The 20,836-nt window shown below is 74.1% G+C and carries 16 protein-coding genes and 1 pseudogene; 9 read left to right on the forward strand and 8 right to left on the reverse strand.

Annotated elements, in window-relative coordinates:
• Together sucB and TR49_RS35950 are read left to right on the forward strand one after the other, a co-directional pair.
• Positions 1 to 1,078 (forward strand): 2-oxoglutarate dehydrogenase, E2 component, dihydrolipoamide succinyltransferase (sucB, locus tag TR49_RS35945; protein WP_042389823.1); only part of this gene is annotated, 1,078 nt, incomplete at its 5' end.
• A gap of 127 nt (positions 1,079 to 1,205) precedes the next feature.
• Entirely contained in the window at positions 1,206 to 1,718 is a 513-nt protein-coding gene (locus TR49_RS35950) for a DUF4240 domain-containing protein (protein ID WP_042389883.1), read from the forward strand.
• Here TR49_RS35950 and TR49_RS35955 read toward each other — a convergent pair.
• Both TR49_RS35955 and TR49_RS35960 read right to left on the reverse strand, forming a co-directional pair.
• Positions 1,706 to 2,644 (reverse strand): carbohydrate kinase family protein, encoded by a 939-nt coding sequence (locus TR49_RS35955; protein ID WP_042389825.1) that lies wholly within the window; start codon positions 2,642 to 2,644, stop codon positions 1,706 to 1,708. The genes TR49_RS35950 and TR49_RS35955 overlap by 13 nt on opposite strands.
• The gene (locus tag TR49_RS35960) at positions 2,641 to 3,168 is read right to left on the reverse strand and encodes a GNAT family N-acetyltransferase (RefSeq protein ID WP_042389827.1); all 528 of its coding nucleotides are present in this window, start codon (positions 3,166 to 3,168) and stop codon (positions 2,641 to 2,643) included. Before TR49_RS35960 ends, TR49_RS35955 begins: the two co-directional genes overlap by 4 nt.
• 48 nt (positions 3,169 to 3,216) lie before the next feature.
• On the opposite strand from TR49_RS35960, the gene TR49_RS35965 reads away from it, so the two are divergent.
• Positions 3,217 to 4,116: a TIGR01777 family oxidoreductase gene (locus TR49_RS35965; RefSeq protein ID WP_042389829.1), complete on the forward strand. Its 900-nt coding sequence runs from the start codon at positions 3,217 to 3,219 to the stop codon at positions 4,114 to 4,116.
• 11 nt (positions 4,117 to 4,127) lie between these two features.
• On the opposite strand, the gene TR49_RS35970 is transcribed toward TR49_RS35965, so the two are convergent.
• The 5 genes from TR49_RS35970 to TR49_RS35990 are packed head-to-tail and all read right to left on the reverse strand — an operon-like array spanning position 4,128 to position 11,904.
• The gene (locus TR49_RS35970; RefSeq protein WP_084725774.1) at positions 4,128 to 5,477 is read right to left on the reverse strand and encodes a nitrate/nitrite transporter; all 1,350 of its coding nucleotides are present in this window, start codon (positions 5,475 to 5,477) and stop codon (positions 4,128 to 4,130) included.
• A complete protein-coding gene (gene nirD, locus TR49_RS35975) occupies positions 5,474 to 5,878 on the reverse strand; it encodes a nitrite reductase small subunit NirD (protein WP_042389831.1) in 405 nt (134 codons plus the stop codon). The genes TR49_RS35970 and nirD overlap by 4 nt, the downstream gene beginning before the upstream one ends.
• Before the next feature lie 13 nt (positions 5,879 to 5,891).
• Complete coding sequence (nirB, locus tag TR49_RS35980; protein WP_042389833.1) at positions 5,892 to 8,495, reverse strand: nitrite reductase large subunit NirB; 2,604 nt, start codon at positions 8,493 to 8,495, stop codon at positions 5,892 to 5,894.
• The gene (locus TR49_RS35985) at positions 8,495 to 9,745 is read right to left on the reverse strand and encodes an NAD(P)/FAD-dependent oxidoreductase (protein ID WP_042389834.1); all 1,251 of its coding nucleotides are present in this window, start codon (positions 9,743 to 9,745) and stop codon (positions 8,495 to 8,497) included. Before TR49_RS35985 ends, nirB begins: the two co-directional genes overlap by 1 nt.
• On the reverse strand, positions 9,742 to 11,904 hold the full coding sequence (locus TR49_RS35990; protein ID WP_042389836.1) for a molybdopterin oxidoreductase family protein: 2,163 nt from the start codon (positions 11,902 to 11,904) through the stop codon (positions 9,742 to 9,744). Before TR49_RS35990 ends, TR49_RS35985 begins: the two co-directional genes overlap by 4 nt.
• Before the next feature lie 191 nt (positions 11,905 to 12,095).
• Here TR49_RS35990 and TR49_RS35995 point away from each other — a divergent pair, with 191 nt between their 5' ends.
• The 3 genes from TR49_RS35995 (at position 12,096) to TR49_RS36005 (ending at position 15,538) form a co-directional block, all read left to right on the forward strand.
• Positions 12,096 to 13,223: a uroporphyrinogen-III synthase gene (locus tag TR49_RS35995; RefSeq protein WP_042389838.1), complete on the forward strand. Its 1,128-nt coding sequence runs from the start codon at positions 12,096 to 12,098 to the stop codon at positions 13,221 to 13,223.
• 65 nt (positions 13,224 to 13,288) lie between these two features.
• Positions 13,289 to 14,065, forward strand: a complete 777-nt coding sequence (locus tag TR49_RS36000) for a sirohydrochlorin chelatase (RefSeq protein WP_063770255.1) — start codon at positions 13,289 to 13,291, stop codon at positions 14,063 to 14,065.
• A 153-nt stretch (positions 14,066 to 14,218) separates the two neighbouring features.
• Positions 14,219 to 15,538: an NAD(P)/FAD-dependent oxidoreductase gene (locus TR49_RS36005; RefSeq protein ID WP_042389840.1), complete on the forward strand. Its 1,320-nt coding sequence runs from the start codon at positions 14,219 to 14,221 to the stop codon at positions 15,536 to 15,538.
• A gap of 71 nt (positions 15,539 to 15,609) precedes the next feature.
• Here TR49_RS36005 and TR49_RS36010 read toward each other — a convergent pair whose 3' ends face one another.
• Complete coding sequence (locus TR49_RS36010; protein WP_236653687.1) at positions 15,610 to 17,346, reverse strand: NsdA family TPR-like regulatory protein; 1,737 nt, start codon at positions 17,344 to 17,346, stop codon at positions 15,610 to 15,612.
• 366 nt (positions 17,347 to 17,712) lie between these two features.
• Here TR49_RS36010 and TR49_RS36015 point away from each other — a divergent pair, with 366 nt between their 5' ends.
• The 3 genes and pseudogenes from TR49_RS36015 to TR49_RS46115 all read left to right on the forward strand — a co-directional run.
• Positions 17,713 to 18,474 carry a 3-hydroxybutyrate dehydrogenase gene (locus TR49_RS36015; RefSeq protein ID WP_042389842.1) on the forward strand — a complete coding sequence of 254 codons (762 nt, stop codon included), beginning with the start codon at positions 17,713 to 17,715 and terminating at the stop codon, positions 18,472 to 18,474.
• Positions 18,475 to 18,578: 104 nt separating this feature from the next.
• On the forward strand, positions 18,579 to 19,994 hold the full coding sequence (locus TR49_RS36020; protein WP_042389843.1) for an MFS transporter: 1,416 nt from the start codon (positions 18,579 to 18,581) through the stop codon (positions 19,992 to 19,994).
• Positions 19,995 to 20,040: 46 nt separating this feature from the next.
• Positions 20,041 to 20,836: pseudogene (locus TR49_RS46115) on the forward strand (GAF domain-containing protein); the annotation flags it as partial.

Raw genomic sequence — 20,836 nt, forward strand, 5'->3', positions numbered from 1 at the left:
GGCTCCGGCTGCTCCGGTCGCGCCCGCCGCTCCGGCCCCCGTCGCACCGGCCCCGGTCGCCGCTCCGGCTCCGGTCGCCCCGGCTGCTCCGGCCGCGCCCGCCCCGGCCGCTCCGGCCGCTCCGGCTCCGGCCGCCGCGGTCGAGCCGTCCGACGCCTACGTGACCCCGCTGGTCCGTAAGCTCGCCGCCGAGAACGGCATCGACCTGAACGAGGTCAAGGGCACCGGCGTCGGTGGCCGCATCCGCAAGCAGGACGTGCTGGCCGCCGCCGAGGCCGCCCGCGCCGCCGTCGCCGCCCCGGCCGCCGCCGCGACCGGTGCCGCCAAGGCCCCGACCACCATCGCCGCCGCCTCCCCGCTGCGCGGTCAGACGGTGAAGATGACCCGCATGCGCAAGGTCATCGCCGCCAACATGGTCAACGCGCTGCAGACCGCCGCGCAGCTGACCACGGTGATCGAGGTCGACGTCACCAACATCATGCGTCTGCGCGAGCAGGCCAAGGGCGCCTTCCTGGCTCGTGAGGGCGTCAAGCTCTCGCCGATGCCGTTCTTCGTGAAGGCCGCCGCCGAGGCGCTCAAGTCGAACCCGGTGATCAACGCGTCGATCAACGACGACGACACGATCACCTACCACGCCGTCGAGAACATCGGCATCGCGGTCGACACCGAGCGCGGCCTGATGGTCCCGGTCATCCACGACGCGGGCGACCTCAACATCGCCGGTGTCGCCAAGAAGACCGCCGACCTGGCCGCCCGCACCCGGGACAACAAGGTCAAGCCGGACGAGCTGGCCGGTGGCACCTTCACCGTGACCAACACCGGTTCGCGCGGCGCGCTGTTCGACACCGCGATCTTCACGCCGCCGCAGGTCGCGATCCTGGTCGTCGGCGCCACCACCAAGCGCCCGGTCGTCATCGAGCACCCGGAGCTCGGCACCACCATCGCGGTCCGCGACATGGTCTACCTGGCCCTGTCCTACGACCACCGGATCGTGGACGGCGCCGACGCCGCCCGCTTCCTGGGCACCCTCAAGGCCCGCCTCGAGGAGGGCGCGTTCGAGGGCGACCTCGGGCTGTAGTCCTCGCGAAGCAGTGCGCCGAAGGCCCCGACTCCCGATGGAGTCGGGGCCTTCGGCCTGTGGAGCAGTGGCCTTCGGCCTGTCCCGCGTGCATCGCGCACGCCCGACGTGGATGCTTGAGGGCGTGATGGACGAGACGGACTTCTGGCTGCTCATCGACGAGACCCGGGACAGCGCCGAGGGCGACCCGGTCGACCACGCCGACCTGCTCGTCGAACGCCTGGTCGAGCGGACGCCCGACGAGGTGCTCGACTTCGCCCGCCTCTTCGAGGCGCGGATGGGGCGGGCCTGGCGGGTCGACCTGTGGGGCGCCGCCGACTTGCTGCTCGGCGGCGCCGGCGAGGAGGCCTTCGACTCCTTCTGCGCCTGGCTGGTCGGCCAGGGCCGCGACGTCTTCGAGGGCGCCCTGGCCGAACCCGACGAGCTGGCGGACCTCGTCCCCGACTTCGACGACGAGGAGGACGGCGACGCCGAGGAGCTCGGCTGGGTCGCCGACCGCGCCTACGAGCAGCTCACCGGCGCCCGCCTCCCCGACCTCGGCCGTCGCAGCGGCGAGCCGCTCGGTTCCGACTTCGACTTCGACGACCCGAAGGAGATGGAGAAGCGCTACCCACGCCTGTGGGAGCGCTACGGCGCCTGAAGCGCCCGCTCCAACTCCGCCGCGTCCGGCGGGTTCGCCCCCGCCCGCGAGACAGTCACCGCCGCCGCGGCCGTCGCCTGCCGCAGCAGCTCCGTGAGCTCCGACGCCGTCAGTCGCGCCCAGCGCTCGCGCCGCTGGGGCCCCACGTGGACCTCGTGTCCCGGAACGGGCGCGAGGAGCGCCTCGAGGGCGGCCGCCATGAACGCGTCCCCGGCCCCGACGGTGTCCACCACCGTCGCCGCACCTGCCGGGACGGTGACCGTGTGGCCACGCGTGTAGGCCGCCGCGCCCGCCGCGCCGCGCGTCACCAGCACCAGCGCGACTCCCATGCCGAGCCAGCGCTCGGCGACCGTGGCCTCCGGCTCCTGCGGACACAGCCACGCCAGATCCTCGTCGCTGGCCTTCACCACGTCCGCCGTCGCCACGCAGCGCTCCGCCTGCGCGAGGGCCGCCGGGCGATCGCCCATCAGTGCGGGCCGGACGTTCGGGTCGTAGCTGACCGTGGCGCGGCCGCGCAGCGACTCGGCGATCGCCAGCGCCGCCGCCGCACCCGGCGCGGCCGCGGCCCCGATCGATCCCAGATGCACGTGCCGGGGCTCCTCCACCGGCACGAACGGCCGCAGCGTCCAGGCGATGTCGAACGCGTAGGACGCCTTGCCGTCCGCGTCCAACGACACCACCGCCGTCGGGGTGCGCACGCCGCGCTGCCCGTCGTCGAGCAGCCGCACGCCCGCCCGGACGAGGCGGGTGCGGATGAGCTCGCCCATGGGGTCCTCGCCGAGCTGGGTCAGCAGCGCGACGTCGCGGCCGAGCCTGGCCAGGCCGTAGGCCACGTTGGCCGGACTGCCGCCCGGGTGTGCCACGTCCGGCCGGCCCGGCGCGCGGACGATGTCGGCCACGCTCTCGCCGATCACCAGGAAGGTCACAGGTCGATCCCCATCAGCACGTCGTCCTGGTACTCCCCCGCCAGCAGGAACTCGCGCGGCTGCACGCCGGTCACCTTGAAGCCCGCCGTCTCGTACAGCGAACGCGCCACCGTGTTGCCCCCGAGGACGCGCAGCGTCACCCGCAGCGCGCCGTCGGTGCGGGCCCGGGCGAGGGCGGCGTGCAGCAGGGCCCGGCCGAGCCCCAGGCCGCGCGCCTCGGGGGCCACCAGCAGGCCCTGGATGGAGCGGATGTGCGCGTTGCTCGGCAGCGGGGTCGGCGGCAGCACCCGCACCCAGCCGAGCAGTCCGCCCTGGTCCCGCCCCTCGGCCACCAGCATGTGCTCCGGCCGGTGCCGGTCGTCGTGGAAAGCGGTGCTGTCAGGCCCCGGCGGGTCCGGGCGCTCCGAGACCTCCGACACCGTCGACCAGCAGCGGTGGTCGAGCACGTAGACGGCGTGGCCGTCGGCTTCGACCGCCGGTCTGATCACGACGCGGGTGGTGGTCTCGGAATCCACGGTGTCCATGGCCGGAGCCTACGCGGTCCTTAAGGCCCCAACTGCTTGAATATCGGCATGCGCATCGCGGTCACCGGCTCGACCGGGCTCATCGGCTCCGCCCTGGTCCGTTCGCTGCTGGACGACGGGCACGAGGTGGTCCGCCTGGTGCGGCGCGAACCGGAGGAGCGCTCCGACGGCAGCGTGGAGGTGCGCTGGAACCCGCCGCTGCGGGCCATCGACCGCAAGGGTCTGGAGGGCGTCGACGCGGCGGTCAACCTGGCCGGCGCGGGCATCGGCGACCACCGCTGGACGGCCGCCTACAAGCGCACCCTGCGCGACAGCCGCGTCCTCGGCACGCAGACCCTGGCCGACGCGCTGGCCGGGCTGGAGCAACGCCCTCGGGTGCTGGTCTCCGCCTCCGCCATGGGCTACTACGGCCAGACGGGTGACGCGGTCATCGACGAGGACGCTCCGGCCGGCGGTGACTTCCTCGCGCGCCTGTGCGTCGAGTGGGAGGAGGCCGCGGCGCCCGCCGCCGAGGCAGGGATCCGCGTCGCGCACCCCCGCAGCGGCATCGTGGTCGACGCGGGCGGCGGCGCGTTCGCGCGGCTGCTGCCGCTGTTCAAGCTCGGCCTCGGCGGGCGGATGGGCGACGGCCAGCAGTACTGGAGCTTCATCTCGCTGCGCGACGAGGTCGCCGCGATCCGGCACCTGATCGACACCGACCGGCTGACCGGCCCGTTCAACCTGACCGCGCCGGTCCCGGTGACCAACGCCGAGGTCACCACTGCCCTCGGCCGGGCACTGCGCCGGCCCGCGGCGCTCCCCGTTCCGGAGTTCGCGCTGCGGGCCGTGCTGGGCGAGATGGCGATCGAGGTCGTCGGCAGCCACCGCGTGGTCCCGCGGCGGCTGCTCGACTCCGGTTTCCGCTTCGCCCACGCCACCATCGACCAGGCGGTCGCGGCGGCGCTCTGAGCCGTTCGGCGTCAGATGCCCTTCGGCCAGTGGGCGCCCGGGCGCAGGTAGACCGCCCAGGTGACCAGCGAGCAGACCGCGTAGGCGGCGAGGAAGGCCAGGTAGGCGGCGTCGCCGTCGCCCGTGGCCAGGAAGGACTGGCGGAAGGCCAGGTTGACCAGCACCCCGCCGAAGGCCCCGATCGCGCCCGCGAGCCCGATCAGCGCCGAGGCACGACGTCGGGCCTCCTGTTCGGTGGCCGCCTTCACCTGGAAGATCGCCGGGATCATCTTGTAGGTCGAGCCGTTGCCGACGCCGCTGAGCACGAACAGGGCGACGAACCCGGCCAGGAACAGCGGCAGCGACTTCGCATGCGAGGCCGCCAGCACCGTCGCCGCTCCCGCCGCCATCAGCAGGAACGTCGCCAGCGTGATCCGCGCACCGCCGTAGCGGTCCGCCAGCCGCCCACCGACCGGCCGCACCAGCGAGCCCAGCAGCGGCCCGAGGAAGGTCAGGTAGGCGGCCTTCACCGGGGTGTCGAACTGCTGGTGGAACTGCACCTGGAGCACCTGCCCGAAGGCGAAGCCGAAGCCGATAAAGCTGCCGAAGGTGCCGATGTAGAGCAGCGACATCACCCAGCTGTGCGGCTCCTTCGCGACATCGCGCAGCGCGTGCCGGTCGTTCCGCAGCGTGCCGAGGTTGTCCATCTTGAGCGCCGCGCCGAGCGCCGCCAGCACGATCAGCGGCAGGTACAGCAGCGGCACCAGCCGCGGGTGCGCGGCCCCGGCCGTGGCCAGCACCGCGAGGCCGACCAGCTGGACCACCGGGACGCCGAGGTTGCCGCCGCCCGCGTTGATCCCCAGCGCCCAGCCCTTGAGGCGCTGCGGGTAGAAGGCGTTGATGTTGGCCATCGAGGAGGCGAAGTTGCCGCCGCCGACGCCCGCGACACAGGCCACCGCGAGCAGCGTCCCGTAGGAGACGCCCGGGTGCAGCACGACGCCGGCCAGGACCGTCGGCACCAGCAGCAGCGTGGCGCTGAAGACCGTCCAGTTGCGGCCGCCGAAGCGCGCCACCGCGTAGGTGTACGGCAGGCGCAGCACCGCACCGAGCGCGGTGGGCACCGCGGTGAGGGTGAACTTGCCCGCGGCGTCGATGTGGTAGGCCGGGCCGAGGAAGAGCACCAGCACCGACCACAGGCTCCACACCGAGAAGCCGATGTGCTCCGACAGGACGGAGAAGACCAGGTTGCGCCGGGCCACCCTGGCTCCGGCCTCGGCCCAGAACTCCTCGTCCTCCGGACGCCAGTCGGTGATCGCCCTGGTCCTCGCCGCCGTCGCGGCGGTCGTCGCGGTCGCCTCCTCGGCGACCGGAACCGCGCTCATCGGCCGCCCTCCGGCGCCGCGACGCGCACCGACCAGACCCGCAGCACCGCGGGCCGCCCGTCGGGTGCTGTCTCCTCGTCGAGGCAGCGCCCGTCGCGCAGGTCGAAGACGTGCTTGTACATCGGCGAGGCCACCGTCGGCACACCGGCCCGGCTGCCGACGATGCCGCGGGAGAGCACGTACGCGCCGCTGAAAGGATCGCGGTTGTCCACCGCGTAGAGCGCGCCGGACCGGTCGCGGAAGACCGCGACCTGCTCGCCGCTCGCGCTCAGCACGGCCACGCCGCGCCCCGGGGTCAGTTCCTCGAACGGGCAGACGCGGGTCCAGGCGCGTCCGTCCAGGATCTCCACCTCGCCCGTCACGGCCCCCGCGGAAAGGGGCCTGGTGAGTGTCTCGGTCATGTCTGGTCTCCCATCATGCGCTGCGCACCTCCAGTCGAGGGCCGGCGACCAGCGCCGGAGTGAGGATCCGCCCGTCCTCGTCGGGGCGGGCGGGACGGATCTGGCCGCGCTCGGGAACGAAGGTCACGGCCGGGTCGGGCGTGCCGGGGGCGTTCACGAAGGAGGTGAAGCGCCGCAGGCGGTCGGGGTCGGCGAGCACGGCGGCCCACTCGTCCTGGTAGGCGTCGACATGGCGGTCCATCAGCGCGTCCAGCTCGGCGCAGATGCCCAGGGAGTCCTCCAGCACGACCTGCCGGACGTGCTCCAGGCCGCCCTCGATCCGGTCCAGCCAGACCGAGGTGCGCTCCAGCCGGTCGGCGGTGCGGATGTAGAACATCAGGAACCGGTCGATGGTCTTCAGCAGCGTCTCCCTGTCCAGGTCCGCCGCCAGCAGGTCGGCGTGACGCGGGGTCATGCCACCGTTGCCGCCGATGTAGAGGTTCCACCCGGCGGAGGTGGCGATGACGCCGAAGTCCTTGCCCTGGGCCTCGGCGCACTCGCGGGCGCAGCCGGAGACGGCAGCCTTGAGCTTGTGCGGCGAGCGCAGCCCCCGGTAGCGCAGCTCCAGCTCGATGGCGAGGCCGACCGAGTCCTGCACGCCGTAGCGGCACCAGGTCTCCCCGACACAGGACTTCACCGTGCGCAGTGACTTGCCGTAGGCGTGGCCGGACTCGAAGCCCGCGTCCACCAGCCGCCGCCAGATCCGCGGCAGCTGGTCGACGCTCGCGCCGAACAGGTCGATCCGCTGGCCGCCGGTGATCTTGGTGTAGAGGCCGTGGTCGCGGGCGATCTCACCGATGGTGATCAGGCCCTCCGGGGTGATCTCGCCGCCGGGGATGCGCGGGACGACCGAGTAGGAACCGTTGCGCTGCAGGTTGGCCAGGAAGTGGTCGTTGGTGTCCTGCAGCGCGCCCTGCTCGCCGTCGAGGATGTGTCCGTTGTTCAGGCTGGCCAGGATCGAGGCGACCGCCGGCTTGCAGACGTCGCAGCCCTCGCCGCCGCGACCGTGACGGTCCAGCAGCTCGGAGAAGTCGGCGATGCCCGCCACCCGCACGATTTCGTACAGCTCGGAGCGGGTGTGCCCGAAGTGCTCGCACAGGCTCCGGTCGACGGTGACGCCGCCCGCCTCCAGCTCCTCGGTGACGATCGTGCCGAGCAGCTTCACGCAGGAGCCGCAGCCCGTCCCGGCCTTGGTGCACTTCTTGACCTCGGGGACGGTCGCGCAGCCCTGCTCGTGGACGGCGGCGCGGATCTCGCCCTTGCTGACGTTGTGGCAGGAGCAGACCACCGCCTCGTCCGGCAGCGCGATCGGCCCCGACGCCGGAGCCAGACCGGAGGGCAGCACCAGCTGCTCCGGCGCGGTCTGCAGCGGTTTGCCGCCCATCGCCAGCGGGCGCAGCAGGCCGTACGCCTCGGTGTCGCCGACCAGCACCCCGCCGAGCAGTTGCCCCTCGGCGCCGATCACCAGCTTCTTGTAGATCCCCGCCCGGCTGTCGCTGTAGAGCACGTCGACGGCGCCCTCGGTGGCGCCGTGCGCGTCGCCGAAGCTCGCCACGTCCACGCCGAGCAGCTTCAGCTTGGTGGAGGTGTCCGCGCCGGTGAACTGGTGCTCCTCGCGCAGCTCGTCGGCGAGCGAGCGGGCGGCCGTCTCGGCCATCGCGTACCCGGGGGCGACCAGCCCGTAGACCCGGCCGTCGGCCGCCAGGGCGCACTCGCCGATGGCGTAGACGTGCGGGTCCCGGGTCCGGCAGCGCTCGTCGACCACGATGCCGCCGCGCTCGCCCACCGGCAGACCGCACTCGCGCGCCAGCTGGTCGCGCGGCCGCACGCCCGCGGAGAACACCACCAGGTCGGCGGGGAGTTCGCGCCCGTCGGAGAGCCCCATCGCGCGCACCCGACCGTCCTCGCCGGTCAGGATCGCCTGCGTGCCCGCGCCCGTGTGGACGTTGACGCCCAGGCCCTCGATCTTGCGCTGGAGCAGCCTGCCGCCGCCCTCGTCGACCTGGATCGCCATCAGACGCGGCGCGAACTCCACGACATGCGTCTCCAGGCCCAGGGCGGTCAGCGCGCCCGCCGCCTCCAGCCCCAGCAGCCCGCCACCGACGACGACGCCGATCCGGCTTGCCGCCGCCTCGTCACGGATCGTCTCCAGGTCCTCGATGGTGCGGTAGACGTGGCAGCCGGCCGCGTCGTGACCCGGGACGGGCGGCACGAACGGGTAGGAGCCCGTCGCCAGCACCAGCGCGTCGTAGCGCAGCACCGCGCCGGAGGCGCAGGTGACGGTGCGCGCGGCCCGGTCGACCGCGGTCGCCGGATCGGCGAGGCGCAGGTCGATGCCGTGCTCGGCGAGGAAGCCGGCCGGGGTCAGAGACAGCTCCTCCGCGCTGGTCCCGGAGAACCACGAGGTCAGGTGCACCCGGTCGTAGGCCGCGCGGGGTTCCTCCGCCAGCACGGTGACGCGCCACTCGGCGGCGCCCGGCTGCTCGACGAAGGCCTCCAGAAAGCGCTGGCCGACCATGCCGTGGCCGACCAGGACCAGGTCTTTCAGGGACTGTGCAGCCCCAGGTCGAGTCGTCATCAGAGGGCTCCATGGGTGGTGGTGAACAGGTGCTGCGTCAGCAGGTGCAGAGGTTGCTCGGGAAGGGCGGCATCGCGCTCCAGTGCGCGGGCGAGGTCGCCGACGGTGGCGAGGTCGCCGAGGAGGATCGCGCCGACCAGCCGCTCGCCGCGCAGCACGAGCTTCTTGTAGCTGCCGCGCGTCGCGTCGGTGAGCTGCAGCACGTCCGTCCCGGCGTCCGCGTGCACCTCCCCGTAGGCGGCGTACTCGATCGGGCCGGCACTCAGCCGTGCCAGCGGCCGGGAGCCGGTGTAGCGCGCCTCCGGGTCGGCGCCGGAGAGCCGGGCCGCCAGCACGTCCGCCTGCTCCCAGGCCGGTCCGGCCAGCCCGTGGACGACGCCCGCGTGCTCGGTGCAGTCGCCGATGGCGAAGACGTGCGGCACGGAGCCGTCCGGGAGCGGTGCATCCGAGACCGAGGCGGCGAGGCTGTCGTCGACCAGGACGCCACGGCCGACCGCCAGGCCGGCGGCGTGCGCGAGGGCGGTGCGCGGCCGGACGCCGCAGGCCAGCACCGTCAGGTCGGTCGACAGCCGGTAGCCGTCCGCCAGCTCCACCTCTCCCGCCTCGGTCAGCGCGCGGGCGCGGTTGCCCAGGTAGACCTCGACGCCCAGGGTCCGCAGCGCGTCGCGGAGAGCTGCTGCGGCCTCCTCGTCGAGCTGGCGCTCGATCAGGTGCGGTCCCTGGTGCACGATCTCGACCTGCGGTCCGAGTGCGGCCAGCGCCCGGGCCGCGCTGACACCGAGCACCCCGCCGCCGATGACGACGGCGCGTTTGGCGTCCATCGCGTCCTCGGCCAGCCGGGCGCAGTCGGCGAGGGTGCGCAGCGCGTGCACGCCCTCGCGCAGCCCCCGGCCGTCCGCACGGCGCAGGCCGCGGACCGGCGGCAGCACCGGGTTGGCTCCGGTGGCCAGCACCAGCTCGTCGTAGGCCTCGGTACCGCCGTCGGCGAGGGTCAGCAGCCGCGCCCCGAGATCCAGTGCGACGACCTCGGCACCGGGCCGCAGCTCGGCGTCGCCGACCGGCAGCGTGATCGCCTCGGCGTCGTAGCGGCCCGTCAGCACGTCCGCGAGCAGCACCCGGTTGTACGGGGCGCGCGGCTCGCTGCCGTAGAGGGTGACCCTGGCCCGCCCGCCGAGCGCGAAGTACCGCTCGGCGAACCTGGCCGCAGCCATGCCCGCGCCGACGACGGCGATACGGCGTCTGCTGCTCATGCGTCCTCCCCGGTCCGTTCAAGCCGCAGGACTTCCAAGCGCACGGCGCAGACCTTGAACTCGGGCATCTTCGACGTCGGGTCCAGCGCGGGATTGGTGAGCGTGTTGGCGCGGCCCGGTCCGGCCCAGTGAAACGGCATGAAGACCGTGTCGGGCCGGATCGCGTCGGAGATCCGGGCCGGGGCGACCACCCGGCCGCGCCGGGAGACCACCGCGAGCGGCTCGCCCTCCGCAACGCCGACCCGGGCGGCCAGGCGCGGATGCAACTCCACGAACGGGCCCGGCGCGGCCGCGTTGAGCTCGGCGACCCGGCGGGTCTGCGCGCCGCTCTGGTACTGGGCGAGGACCCGGCCCGTGGTCAGGTGGACCGGGTACTCCGTGTCCGGCTCCTCGGCGGCGGGGCGGTGGCTGACCGGTGCGAACCGGGCCCGTCCGTCCGGCGTGGCGAAGGCGTCCAGGAACAGCCGCGGCGTGCCGGGGTGGTCCTCGGCCGGGCAGGGCCAGAAGACGCCGTCCTCGGCGGCGATCCGCTCGTAGCTGATGCCGGCGTAGTCCGCCTGGCCGCCCGCCGAGGCGCGGCGCAGCTCGGCGAAGACGGTCTCCGGGTCGTCGTCGAAGCCGCCCTCCCCGCCGGGGCCCTTGGCGCCCAGCCGCTCGGCCAGCTCCCTGAGCACCCACAGGTCGCTGCGGACGCCGTCCGGCGGCTCGGTGGCCCGGCGGCGCAGGAGCACCCTGCCCTCCAGGTTGGTCATGGTGCCGGTCTCCTCCGCCCACTGCGTGCTCGGCAGAACCACGTCAGCGAGCTGCGCGGTCTCGGAGAGCACGAGGTCGGAGACGACCAGCAGGTCCAGCGAGCGCAGCCGCCGGGATATCCGCGCGGCCCGGGGCGCGGAGACGACCGGGTTGGAGCCCATCAGCAGCAGCGCGCGGACCCCGTCCGCGCCGGGCGCGCCCAGACTGTCCAGCAGCTCGTAGGCGGAGCGGCCGCTCCGCGGCAGGTCCTCCGGCTCGACGCCCCAGACGGCGGCGACGTGGGCGCGGGCCGCCGGATCCTCGATGGAGCGGTAGCCGGGCAACTGGTCGGCCTTCTGGCCGTGCTCGCGCCCGCCCTGCCCGTTGCCCTGGCCGGTGAGGCAGCCGTAACCGGAGTACAGCCGACCGGCCTTGCCCGACGCCAGGCAGAGGTTGATCCAGGCGCCGACGGTGTCGGTGCCCTTGCTCTGCTGCTCCGGGCCGCGCGCCGTCAGCACCATCCCGGTCCGGGCACGGCCGAAGTGCCTCGCCGCCTCCCGCAGCTGTGCGACCGGCACCCCGGTGATCCGCTCGACCCGCTCCGGCCAGTGCGCCATCGCCGCGGCGCGGGCCTGCTCGAAGCCGCTGGTGCGCTCGGCGACGAAATCGACGTCCACCATCCGGTCCGCGATCAGCAGGTGCAGCAGGCCGAGCGCCAGCGCGAGGTCGGTGCCCGGCACCGGCTGCAGGTGCAGGTCCGCCTGCTCGGCGGTGCGGGTGCGGCGCGGATCGACGACGATCAGCGTGCCGCCGTTCTCCCGCAGTTCGCGGAAGTAGCGCAGCGCCGGAGGCATCGTCTCGGCCGGGTTTGCGCCGACCAGGATCAGGCAGTCGGTCCGCGGGATGTCCGCCAGCGGGAACGGCAGGCCGCGGTCGACGCCGAACGCGATCCGGCCCGCGGCCGCGGCCGAGGACATGCAGAACCGGCCGTTGTAGTCGATCGTCGCCGTCCTCAGCGCGATCCGCGCGAACTTCCCGAGCTGGTAAGCCTTCTCGTTGGTGAGTCCGCCGCCGCCGAAGACCCCCACCGCGTCCGCGCCGTGCTCCTCGCGGACGGCCGCGAAGCCGGACGCAGCCCGGTCCAGCGCCTCCGCCCAGCTCGCTGCCCGCAGCTCGCCGCGGCCGCCGCGCCCGTCCTTCGTGTCCCACACGTCCCGGACCAGCGGTGTGGTGAGGCGGGCGCCGGGCGCGAGCAGCGCCGCAGCGTTCTGTCCCTTCCCGCACAGCGCGCCGCGGTTGACCGGGAAGTCGGCGCGTTCGCGCACCTCCACCGGCACCGGGCCGGCCGCCGGCGCGAGCCGCATCCCGCACTGCAGCGCGCAGTACGGGCAGTGCGTCGCCGTGGCGGTCGCCCAAGTAGTCGTCATGGCAATGACGTTGATCGCGGGGCGTTACGCGCCCTTGTCCCGGGTGTTGCGCCCGCGGCAACTCTCGCTCACGCCGCCCTGGGGACGGGGTCGGGTCACGGACATGCGCCGTAACACGGGCGGGCGTTTCGCTAACGCGAGCGTGATCGCGAAGCAACCTCCCGGTAACCGGGGCCGGTGAACCTGCGTCCATGGGCACCGCAGAGACCTCACCGCTCCTCCCGCTCACCGGGTTCACCGTCGGCGTCACCGCCGCACGGCGCCGCGACGAGCTCGTCGCCCTGCTGACGCGGCGCGGAGCGCGGGTCGTGGAGGCGCCGACGCTGCGCATCCTCCCGCTGGAGGACGACCTCGCGCTGCGCCGCGCCACCGAGCAGTGCCTGCGCGCGCCGCTGGACTACGTGGTGGCCACCACCGGCGTCGGCTGGCGCGGCTGGATGAGCGCCGCAGACGGCTGGGGTCGCGGCGCGGAGCTCGCCGCGGCCTGCCGCGACGCCGTCGTGCTCACCCGCGGCCCCAAGGCGACCGGCGCCGTGCGCGCCAGCGGCCTGGACGAGACCTGGTCGCCCGGCAGCGAAGCCACCGACGAGCTGCTCACCTGGCTGCTGGCCCGCCCCCTCGACGGCCGCCGGATCGCCGTCCAGGAACACGGCATCCCGCTCACCGACTTCGCCGCCGCGCTGCGCGAACGAGGCGCCGAGGTGATCTCCGTGCCCGTCTACCGCTGGGCCCCGCCCGAGGACCCCGCCCCCGTCAGACGCCTGGTCGAGCAGACCGCCCGACGCGAACTGCACGCCCTGACCTTCACCAGCGCGCCCGCGATCACCGCCTTCCTCGCCACCGCCACGGCCGACGGCCTGGACGGGCCGGTGCTGGAGGCCATGCGCGGCGAGATCCTCTCCGTCTGCGTCGGCCCTGTCTGCGCCCGCCCGCTCGTCGAGGCCGGCGTCCCCGTCGTCTGGCCCGACCGCGGCCGTCTCGGCTCGCTGGTCCGGACGCTGACCGAGGCACTCCCCACCCGCAGCCGCCGAACCCTGCGCCTGTCGGGACGCGAGCTCGTGCTCCAGGGCAACGCCCTGCTGGTGGACGGCGAGAGCTACTGGCTCTCCCCCAAGGGGGCGACGGTGCTGCGCGCGCTCGCCGAGAACCCCGGCTGGGTGCTCAGCCGCGCCGAGCTGCTCCGCCGCGCCTGGGCCGACTCCGACGCCGACGAGCACGCCGTCGAGGCGGCCGTCGCCCGGCTGCGGCAGTCGCTGGGCCGCCACAGCGACCTGGTCCGCACCGTCCCCAAGCGCGGCTACCGACTGGCGGCGGGATGACCACCCCGCGGATCACCCCGACGCAGGCAGCTCCGACGCCACCGGCTCCTGCGCTACCGGCTCCTGTGCTACCGGCTCCCACGCTGCTGGCCGTCGCGCACGGCACCCGGGACAGCGACGGGGTCGCGACGACCGAGGCGCTGGTGACGCGGGTGCGGGCGCTCCGGCCCGAGCTGCGCGTCGAGCGCTGCTTCCTGGACCTCGTCACCCCGTCGCTGCCCGAGGCGCTGGCGCGGCTGCGCGGGGAGGTGGTGCTGGTGCCGCTGCTGCTGGGCGCGGGCTACCACGTCCGCGTCGACATCCCCGCCGCGCTCGCCGATGCGCCCCACCTGCGCGCCCGTGTCTCCCGTGCGCTCGGCCCCGATCCGCTGCTGGCACAGGCGCTCAGCGATCGGCTCGACGAGGCGGGCTGGCGGGCGCAGGCCCCGCCGAGTGCCCTGGTGCTGGCGGCGGCGGGTTCCACCGATCCGGCCGCCAACGCGGACGCCGTCACGATGGCCGGGCTGCTGAGCGAGCGCCTCCCCGGTGCGCCCCCTGTCGTGCCCGCGTACCTGTGCGCGGCCGGGCCGACCCCGGCGGCGGCCGTGGCCGCGCTGCGGAGCGCGGGGCACGAGCGGGTGGCCGTCGCCGAGTACCTGCTGGGGCCGGGCTTCTTCGCGCGCCGCGCCGCCCGGTCCGGCGTCCGCTCCGGCGCCTGCCTCACCTCCGCCCCGCTGGGCGCACACGACGCGCTCGCCCACCTCGTGACACTCCGCTACGACGAGACCGTCGCCGACCGGCGCAGAGGCCCGCTCGAGGGGCGTACGGGAGCACACTCGGGGCGCATGCTTACGCCGGGGTAACCAGGGGCGCGCGAGTCCGACTCATAGATGACACAGCGTCACTTCTGGCTGATAAGGCCCGAGTTGTCGCCTGAAGTTCCTTGTCTGAGCTGCCGCCGGAGGGGGCATCACTGAGAGAAGCCCCGGAAGCCTGGCACCCGGAGGGAGCCGTCCGTGCCCGCAGCAACCATCCCCACCCCCCTGCATCCGCGCCGCCGCGACGCCGATGTCGTGATCGTCGGCGCCGGTCTGGCCGGCCTGACCGCAGCCCGCAGACTCACCGCATGCGGACTGTCCGTCACCGTCCTGGAGGCCACCGACCACGTGGGCGGCCGGATGGCCGGGGAACACTGCGACGGCTACCGGCTCGACCACGGCACCCACCTGCTCAACCCCGCCTACCCGGAGCTGGCCAGGACGCTCGACCTCGCCGACCTCGACCTGCGGCCGCTCAGCACCGACGTGATGGTCCACGCCGACGGACGCCGCTACCGCATCGGCGCGCCCGGCAGCCCGCGCGCCGCGCTCGGCGCGGCTATCGGCGCCGCCCGCGCCCCCATCGGCCGCCCCTGGGACAAGGCCCGCCTCGGCGCCAACCTGGCCCGGCTCGCCTCCACCCCCGTCGAGCGGCTGCTCACCAGGCCCGAACTCACCACCGCCGAGGCGCTGAACCGTCGCGGCATCCCCGCCGCCACCGTCGACGGCTTCCTGCGACCGCTGCTCACCGCCCTGCTCAACGACCCACTCCTGCGCACCAGCAGCCGCGTCGCCGACCTGGTGCTGCGCAGCTACGCCCGCGGCCGGCTCTGCCTGCCCGCCCAGGGCGTCGGCGCCGTCCCGCTCGCGCTCGCCGAGCGCCTGCCTGCCGGCACCATCCGCATCGGCGTCCAGGTCACCGGCATCGCCGCCGACGGCGTCGACACCGAGCGCCACGGCCGGTTCGGCGCACGCGCCGTCGTGGTCGCCACCGACTCGCGCTCCGCCGCCGGGCTGCTGCCCGGCCTGCACGAACCCGAGCACCACCCCGTCACCACCTACTACCACGTGGCCGACACGAGCCCGCTCACCGAACCGCTGCTCGTGCTCGACGCCACCCCCGGCGCACTCGTCTCGCACACCCTGGTGCTCAGCGAGGTGGACCGGTCCTACGCGCCCACCGGCGCGCTGATCGCCTCCACCGTGCTCGGCCACCGCGCCGCCGTCCCCTCCGAACCCGCCGTCCGGGAGGCACTCGCCCACCTCTACGACACCGACACCAGCGGCTGGCACTTCCTGACCGCACGACACTTCGCGGAGGCGCTGCCCGCGATGCCGCCGCCGCACGTCTTCCGCCGCCCCGTCAGGGTGCTGCGCGGCCTGTACGTGTGCGGCGACCACCGCGACACCAGTTCCGTCCAGGGCGCGCTCGTCTCCGGCCGCCGCGCCGCGGACGCGGTGCTGCGCGACCTCGGCATCGCCGCGCCCGCCACACCCGCGGCGGCCATGGCCGCCTAGGGAACGGCTGATCAGACGGCTGATCGGGCGTCGGATCAGACGTCGGATCGGGTTTCGGATCGGGTTTCGGATCAGATCACCCCCGCGGTCCGGGCAGCCTCCTCGAACGCCCGGACCGAGGGGTTGCCCCGGTACGGAGCCAGCCTGCGGGCGAAATCCCGCAGGTACTCCACCGCGCGCAGCGACCGCATCTCGGTCACCCCGCGCAGCGCCTCCGTCGCCGCCGCACACGCCTCGTCCAGCTCGCCGAGGCCGAGCCGGGAGGTGGCCAGCACCACCCGGCAGAAGACCCGACTGCGCGCGTAGGTCTGCGGGCGCAACCGCAAGGACCGCTCCGCGTGCTGTGCCGCCGGCCGCCACTGCTGCAGGTCCCGGTAGCAGTGCGCGAACTCGTCGGCCAGCTGCGCCTCGTCGAAGAACCGCGCCCAGCCGGGCAGCTCGTCACCACCGTGGGAGGCCTGCAGCGCCCGCTCGGCCCGCACCAGCGCGGCCGTGCAGGACCTGGCGTCTCCGAGCAGCCCATGGCCGCGCGCCTCCGCGGCGTGCATCAACGCCTGCGCCGCCGCCGGGGCCGTCGACCCCACACCCTGCTGCGCCACCCGCGCCAGCTGCACCGCCTCACGGCCGTGCCCGAGGTAAACGGCCTGTCGACTCATCGTCACCAGCACGTAGCCGCCGTACAGCCGGTCGTTCGCGGCCTGCGCGAGCCGCAGCGACTGCACGAAGTAGCGCTGTGCCAGACCGTGCGCACCGATGTCGTACGAGGTCCAGCCGGCCAGTCTGGTCAGATCCGCCACCGCCCCGAACAGGGCGCGACCGATCGCCTCGTTGTAGCGGCCGCGCAGCATCGGCTCGGCCTCGCTCTCCAGGTACCGGATCAGCGCCTGCCGGGCGTGCCCGCCGCCGTACGCGTTGTCCAGCGCGCGGAACAGATCCCCCACCGCGCGCATCGCCGCCACGTCGCCCCGACTGACGCGCGGCACCCCGCGCAGTGCCATGGCCTGCTCACCGGCACCGGCGCCAGCGCCCGCCGAACCGGAGCCGGCGGAGGCCGAGCCCTGGCCCGAGTTGCCCGCGTTGGCCGAGCCGCCGACCGAGTTGGGCAAGCCCGCCGCGGAGCCGCCCGCCATGCCGCCGGGCGTCGCGCCGTCGCGGCGGGCCTGCGGCGGGATGCCGGTGCGACCCGCATCGTGACGGCCCAGATCCTGCGGCGTCTCCCGGGCCACCCGGTCGTCCGTCCGCCCGATCAGCCAGTCCCGGCTCGGCACCACCAACCCGGCCGGGGTGAAGGCGATCCGCCGCAGCTCGCTGTGGGCTCCCGTGTCCTTGCGCCACATGCTGGCGACGATGTCCACCGCCTCCGCCGGGCTCTCGGCGAACTCCAGCCCCGCGTACACCGGGGCGCAGGCGTCCAGGCCCAGGTCCTGCGCGGTGAGCCGCCGCCCCAGCCGCCGGGTGAACACCTCGGCGATCAGCGCGGGCGTCGCCCCGCGCGGCTGCTGTCCGCGCAGCCAGCGGGTCACCGAGGTCTTGTCGTAGCGCAGATCCAGCCCGTGCTCGCTGCCGAGCTGGTCCACCCGCCGGGCGAGCCCCGCATGCGAGAAGCCCGCCTCCTCGATCAGCGCCGACAGCCGCTGGTTGTACTGGAGACGGTCACCGGCGGCTCCTCCACCCGCCCCGGCGCCTTGGTTGGCGCGCTCCGACGTGGGTGGGGACTCCGCTGCGCGGCGAGGCCGGCCGTCCAGCAGGGCGCGGTCAAGGGGGGCGCGGTCGAGCGGCGGTCGATCGGTCACAGGCCGTTGGGGCATCTGGCACACACCTTCCGGGGGCCCGCACCGAACGCCGCGAGCTCCCTAGGGGAACGGCGTGAATGTAGCGAGCATTTGGCGCGAGCGGCCGGTTCCGGCCGGACAATCGTCCGAACGGGTGAAGCCCGTCCCTCCTGTCGGGGACGATGCGACGCGTGGGACGACGCGCCGCCCTTACGGGGCGCCCCGCACCGTCCTGCCGTCCTTCATGCCCTCGCGAGATGCCCGTCCCGTCATGGCCACCCCGTCATGGCCACCCGGCCCGGTCCTGCCGCCCGCCCTGGCTGCGGCCCCCACAGCCGCGCACCGGTCTGTGGCGACGGCCCACATGGGAGCCCCCGCCCCGGCCGCCTAGCGTCTGCGGCCATGGAGAGCACCCACGCAAGCTTGCTGGCCGGGCGGAAAGCCCTGGTCACCGGCGCGGCCGGCGGGATCGGCCGAGCCTGCGCGCACGCCCTCGCCGAGGCCGGCGCAGCGGTCTACGTCGTCGACCGGGCCGCCGAGGCGGCCAAGGAGGTCGCGGAGCGGATCGGCGGTACCGCGCTGGTGGTCGACCTCTCGGACGGGGCGGCCGTGGACGCGCTCCCGGACGACGCCGACATCGTCGTCAACAACGCCGGGCTGCAGCACGTCGCCCCGCTCCACGAGTTCCCGCCCGAGCGATTCACCCTGATCCAGCGGGTCATGGTCGAGGCCCCGTTCCGGATCGCCCGCCGCACCCTGCCCCACATGTACGCGGGCGGATGGGGACGGGTCGTCAACATCTCCTCCGTGCACGGGTTGCGCGCCAGCGCCTTCAAGTCCGCCTACGTGACCGCCAAGCACGCGCTGGAGGGGCTGAGCAAGGTCATCGCCCTGGAGGGCGCCCCGCACGGCGTCACCAGCAACTGCGTCAACCCCGGCTACGTCCGCACACCGTTGGTGGAAGGTCAGATCGCGGCACAGGCCGAGGCCCACGGCATCCCGGAGGCCGACGTGGTGGACCGGATCATGCTCGACCGCACCGCGATCAAGCGCCTGATCGAACCCGAGGAGGTCGCCGCGGCCGTCCTGTGGCTGTGCGCCCCCGCAGCCGCCGGCATCACCGGCGCCTCCCTCCCCATGGACGGCGGCTGGACCGCCCGCTGACGCGCCACTCCCGCTGACGCACCACCACTGACGCACCGTCCCGCTGACGCACGACCGTCCCCCAACCCCACCCCTCCCACACCTCACACGGAAGGCCCACCGTCGTGGCAACCGAAACCGCACCCACCCAGGCAGCGTCCGCCTCCGGTGTCCCGAGAGGCCTGGCCAAGGTCGTCGGAGCCAGCCTTATCGGCACGACCATCGAGTGGTACGACTACTTCCTCTACGGCTCGGCCGCCGCCCTCGTCTTCAACAAGGTCTTCTTCCCAACCACGGACCCGCTGACCGGCACCCTCCTCTCCTTCCTCACCTACGCCATCGGCTTCGCCGCCCGGCCGATCGGCGCCCTGGTCTTCGGCCACTACGGCGACCGGCTCGGCCGCAAGCGCCTGCTGGTGATCAGCCTGCTGATGATGGGCGTCGCGACCGCCCTGATCGGCTGCGTCCCCGGGTACGACACGCTCGGCGTCACCGCGCCGATCCTGCTCACCGTGCTGCGCCTGATCCAGGGCTTCGCCCTCGGCGGCGAATGGGGCGGCGCGGTCCTGCTGGTCTCCGAACACGGCGACGCCTCACGCCGCGGCTTCTGGGCCTCCTGGCCACAGGGCGGCGCACCGCTCGGCAACCTGCTGGCGGTCGGCGTGCTCTCGCTGATGACGACCGTTCAGCCCGACGCAGCCTTCGTGTCCTGGGGCTGGCGCATCCCCTTCCTGCTGTCCGCCCTGCTCGTCGGGATCGGACTGTGGATCCGGCTCGGCGTCGACGAGTCCCCGCTGTTCAAAGAGGCCCGCCGACGTGCCGAGACCCGCGCCGCCGAGGGCGAGAAGGAGCAGCCGCCGCTGCTGGCCGTGCTGCGGCACCACTGGCGCGACGTCCTCGTCGCCATCGGCGCCCGGATGGCCGAGAACATCTGCTACTACGTGATCGTCACCTTCGTGCTGACGTACTGCGTCGACCACCTGAAGATCGAGAAGCAGACGGCACTCAACGCGGTCCTGATCGGGTCGGCGATCCAGTTCTGCCTCATCCCGGTCTTCGGCGCGCTCTCCGACCGGGTCGGCCGCAAGCCCGTCTACCTCGTCGGCGCGATCGGCACCGGGGCATGGGCCTGGGCCTTCTTCGCCCTGCTGGACACCAGGTCGTTCCCGGCCCTGGTGCTCGCGGTCACCGTCGGCCTGGTCTTCCACAGCGCCATGTACGCCCCGCAGGCGGCGTTCTTCTCCGAGCTGTTCCAGACCCGCATGCGGTTCTCCGGAGCCTCCATCGGCGCCCAGTTCGCCTCCGTCGCCGCCGGCGCCCCGGCCCCACTGATCGCCGTGGCACTGCTGAAGAGCTACGGCACCTCGACGCCGATCTCGCTCTACGTGAGCCTCGCGGCCGTGGTCACCGTGGTGGCGCTGCTCTTCGCCCGAGAGACCCGGGGCAGTGGGCTCGACGAGACAGCCGGCAAGCCGGCCGGCGAAGCGGCTGACGAAGCGGCTGACGAAGCGGCTGGCGAGGCGCTCCCGACCACCTCGTGACACGACCTTTTCTCCCGTGCCCCCTCCTGCGACGATGGCCCGCACCATGCCCGAAGAGAACGAGATCCACCCCGCCGAACGGCTGCTGCGGCTGCTGGCCGGGGGCGCCGCCGCCGAGGAACTCGGCGAGGCGGGCGCGGCTGCGCCCGCCTCCGCGGCGCTCGCCCTGCGCGTCCACCGCACCCTCGCCCAGCACCGCCGCCGCGAGGCCCAGCTGACGGCGCTCTTCGACACTGCCACCGACCTGGCCGCCTCCCGCGACCTGGATGCCGTGCTGCAGGCCATCGTCCGCCGGGCCCGGCTGCTGCTCGGCACCGAACTCGCCTACCTCACCCTCCCGGACGAGGAGGCGGGCGACACCTACATGCGGGTCACCGACGGCTCGGTCTCGCCGCTGTTCCAGACCCTGCGGCTGGAACTCGGCGAGGGGCTGGGCGGGCTCGTCGCGCAGACGGCCCGCCCCTACGCCACCCCCGACTACCGCACGGACGCCCGGTTCCACCACACCCGCAACATCGACGCGGGCGTCCTCGACGAGGGCCTGGTCGCCATCCTGGGCGTACCGCTGCTGCTGGAGAAGCAGGTCATCGGGGTGCTCTTCGCCGCCGACCGCAACCCGCGGCCCTTCTCCCCCGACGAGGGGCGCTGCTCTGCACACTGGCTGCCCACGCCGCCATCGCCATCGACACCGCCCGTGCCCTGGACGACACCCGGGCCGCGCTCGCCGACCTCGCCGCCGCCAACGCGGTGATCCGCGCCCACTCGGCCGCCATGCAACGCGCCGAGGAGGCCCACGACCGGCTGACCGACCTCGTCCTGCGCGGCGGCGAGGTCCCCGCCGT

The organism is Streptacidiphilus melanogenes (assembly GCF_000787835.1).
GTDB classification, from domain to species: domain Bacteria; phylum Actinomycetota; class Actinomycetes; order Streptomycetales; family Streptomycetaceae; genus Streptacidiphilus; species Streptacidiphilus melanogenes.

What these genes read in the sequence shown, in the direction of transcription:
- TR49_RS35950 (WP_042389883.1), top strand. Translation starts at nt 1,206, where the DNA reads ATGGACGAGACGGACTTCTGGCTGCTCATCGACGAGACCCGGGACAGC.
- TR49_RS35960 (WP_042389827.1), bottom strand. Translation starts at nt 3,168, where the DNA reads ATGGACACCGTGGATTCCGAGACCACCACCCGCGTCGTGATCAGACCG.
- TR49_RS35965 (WP_042389829.1), top strand. Translation starts at nt 3,217, where the DNA reads ATGCGCATCGCGGTCACCGGCTCGACCGGGCTCATCGGCTCCGCCCTG.
- TR49_RS35970 (WP_084725774.1), bottom strand. Translation starts at nt 5,477, where the DNA reads ATGAGCGCGGTTCCGGTCGCCGAGGAGGCGACCGCGACGACCGCCGCG.
- nirD (WP_042389831.1), bottom strand. Translation starts at nt 5,878, where the DNA reads ATGACCGAGACACTCACCAGGCCCCTTTCCGCGGGGGCCGTGACGGGC.
- nirB (WP_042389833.1), bottom strand. Translation starts at nt 8,495, where the DNA reads ATGACGACTCGACCTGGGGCTGCACAGTCCCTGAAAGACCTGGTCCTG.
- TR49_RS35985 (WP_042389834.1), bottom strand. Translation starts at nt 9,745, where the DNA reads ATGAGCAGCAGACGCCGTATCGCCGTCGTCGGCGCGGGCATGGCTGCG.
- TR49_RS35990 (WP_042389836.1), bottom strand. Translation starts at nt 11,904, where the DNA reads ATGACGACTACTTGGGCGACCGCCACGGCGACGCACTGCCCGTACTGC.
- TR49_RS35995 (WP_042389838.1), top strand. Translation starts at nt 12,096, where the DNA reads ATGGGCACCGCAGAGACCTCACCGCTCCTCCCGCTCACCGGGTTCACC.
- TR49_RS36010 (WP_236653687.1), bottom strand. Translation starts at nt 17,346, where the DNA reads ATGCCCCAACGGCCTGTGACCGATCGACCGCCGCTCGACCGCGCCCCC.
- TR49_RS36015 (WP_042389842.1), top strand. Translation starts at nt 17,713, where the DNA reads ATGGAGAGCACCCACGCAAGCTTGCTGGCCGGGCGGAAAGCCCTGGTC.